Annotated in this window: 1 protein-coding gene and 1 pseudogene; both read right to left on the bottom strand. The window is 66.4% G+C overall.

Going from position 1 to position 2,750, the window contains the following annotated elements; all coding sequences use genetic code 11:
* Window positions 1–284 precede the first annotated feature (284 nt).
* Window positions 285–1,002 (bottom strand): annotated as a pseudogene (gene istB / locus IVA91_RS00480) (IS21-like element helper ATPase IstB); the annotation flags it as partial.
* A gap of 11 nt (window positions 1,003–1,013) precedes the next feature.
* Window positions 1,014–2,546 (bottom strand): IS21 family transposase, encoded by a 1,533-nt coding sequence (gene istA / locus IVA91_RS00475; protein WP_247458259.1) that lies wholly within the window; start codon window positions 2,544–2,546, stop codon window positions 1,014–1,016.
* Window positions 2,547–2,750 lie beyond the last annotated feature (204 nt).

The following is a 2,750-nucleotide window of genomic DNA, read 5'->3' as shown; positions in this document are numbered from 1 at the left end:
TGCGGATTCCGACGAAGTCGCCCGGGTGTACCGATATGAAGTCGCTCGGGGATTCCGAGACGATGTCGCCCACCTTTCCGATTTGATCTCGCCCGGTGACAAGGCGTTCTGGCGGTAGCTTCTCTGGCATTTGGCGAGCCGCGTGGTCAACCTGGAATCGCGGCTTGAACTTCTTCTGCTTTTGTTGCGGTTGCTGTGGGCATGTGGGCAACGCCTGGCGTTGTCCAAGCGAAGCGGCATGTCCACAGCGTTACGGGCTCAGGTTTTCGGGCGGATTGCCGAGTTCGGCGCAGGCTCTCGCCGGTGAGATCGAGCCGATGGGCATTATGGACGAGGCGATCGAGCACCGGCGTCGGCGTAGGTGGGATCTCCAATGAGCACATGCCACTGGTCCATGGGGAGCTGGCTGGTGACGATGGTGGAACGGTGACCGTAGCGATCTTCGAGGATTTCCAGGAGGTCATGACGGGCACCGGCATCGAGCGGTTCGAGCCCCCAATCATCGAGGATCAGCAGATCGACACGGCCGAGGCCGCGCAATAGGCGTGGATGGCGGCCGTCGCCGCGGGCAAGCGCCAGATCATCGAACAGCCGCGGAACACGTTGATAGAGCACGGAGCGATTGTCACGGCAGGCCTTGTGGCCGAGCGCCGAGGCGAGCCAGCTTTTGCCGACGCCGGCCGGGCCGCAGATCAGCAGGTTGGCATGGTCGTCGATCCAGCGTCCTTCGACAAGCTTGGCAAACAGTGGGCGGTCGAGGCCGCGCGGGGTGCGGTAGTCAATGTCCTCGACGCACGCCTGCTGGCGCAGCTTGGCGTAGCGCAGGCGAGTGGCGAGCCGTTTGTCGTGCCGCAGCGAGGCTTCACGTTCGAGTAGCAGAGCAAGCCATTCGGCGTGACCGAGGCTGCCAGCCTCACCGGCAGCTTCGATGTCGGCGAAGGCCTTGGCCATGCCGTGAAGACCGAGGGCGTTGAGGCGGTCGAGGGTCGGATGTGTGAGCAAGGGATGATCTCCTAATTGTAGTAGCGCGGTCCGCGGATGTTGGCATGCAGGATCGGCGCATCGTCCGCGGAGCGCTGGTGAGCAGGACGCCGATCGAGATTGTTGGCGAGGATCGACTTGACCGAGCCATAGGTGCGCGCGCCGATGTCGATCGCCCGCGCAGCCGCCGCGTCCAGCCGTTCGCGCCCATAGGAGGCGGCGAGCCTGAGGATGCCGAGGCAGGCGCGGAAGCCTTGTTCGGGGTGCGAGCGCTCGTCGAGAATGAGGTCGCACAATGCGCTGGTCGCCGGGCCGATCGCGGCGGCGTCCTGACGGATGCGCACGATGGTCCAGCCGGCGTAGCGGCGATGGCTGGAGGCCATGTGCTCCGGCACGGTGGTGTGCTTGTGATTGCCACTCATGCGCTGATGCGCGGCAATCCGCTCGCCCTTGTGGAAGATCTCGACGGTGCGGGAGGTGAACCGCACCTCGACCTCGGCACGCGCGAAGCGATGCGGAACGCTGTAATAATGCTTCTCCACCTCGACGTGGTAGTCGAGGCTGACGCGGCGGATCCGCCACTCCGCGAGGACGTAGGGGCTTGCCGGCAACGGCTTGAGCGCCGGCCGATCGATCTCCTCGAGCAGCCGGCGGCGCGTCACGCCGGGCCGTCGGATCGGCCGCTCCTCGTTGAGCCTGGTGAGCAACTCGCCGATCGCTGCGTTGACCTCAGCGAGGCTGTAGAAGACGCGGTGGCGCAGGCGGCCGAGCAGCCAGCGCTCGATAATGAGGACGGCCTGCTCGACCTTGGCCTTATCGCGCGGCTTGCGCGGTCGCGCCGGCAAGACGGCCGTGCCGTAATGCGCGGCCATCTCCGCATAGGTGCGATTGATCTGCGGGTCGTAGAGGCTCGCCTTGATGACTGCGACCTTGGTGTTGTCGGGCACCAGCAGCGCCGGGACGCCGCCGATCGCCGCGAAGGCGCCAACATGGGCGCTGATCCAGTCGGCGAGCCCCTGCGTCCACGTCGCCTGCGCGTAGGTGAAGCTCGAGGCGCCGAGCACGGCGACGAAGATCTGCGCCGTCCTCCGCTCGCCGGTGAGGCGGTCGACCACCACCGGCACGCCGTCGCCCGCGTAGTCGACGAACAGCTTGTCGCCGGCCGCGTGCGCCTGGCGCATCGTCACCGACAGGCGTCCCTCCCAGGTGCGGTAAAGCTCGCAGAAGCGCGAGTACCGGTATCCGCCGGGCTCGGCGCCGACGTATTCCTCCCAAAGGATCGACAGCGTCACGTGCTTGCGCTTGAGCTCGCGGTGCACCGCCGCCCAGTCGGGCTCGGCGATGCGGCGATGACCCTGCCGGTTACCGTTGCCGGTCTTGGCAAACAGGCGGGCCTCCAGGGCCGCGTCCGTGAGTTCGTCGGGCAACGGCCAGCTCAGGCCTGCGGCCTCGAACCGCCGGATGGTCAGCCGCACTGTCGAGGGCGCCGCGCCCATCCGCCGAGCAATCTCGCGGCTCGGCAGCCCAGCCGCCTTCATCCTGATCACATCGCGCACACGGCGCATCGCAAGCCTCTCCGTCGGCATCCAGGGTCCCCCTTCGCAAAGCCGAAAGGGGGACCCTAAGGGAGCCAGAAGAGGCCTCGTCACCCGGGCGACATCATCCCGGAACGGTGGGCGACATCATCTCGGAATGGGTGGGCGACTTCAAATCGGAAAGGTGGGCGAGATCATCTCGGAATGCTGGGCGACATCGAGCGGAATCCGCAT

The organism is Bradyrhizobium sp. 153 (genome assembly GCF_023073835.1).
Taxonomy (GTDB): domain Bacteria; phylum Pseudomonadota; class Alphaproteobacteria; order Rhizobiales; family Xanthobacteraceae; genus Bradyrhizobium.
The sequence above is the reverse complement of the archived record's forward strand: the minus strand, read 5'-3'. Positions and strand labels throughout refer to the sequence as shown.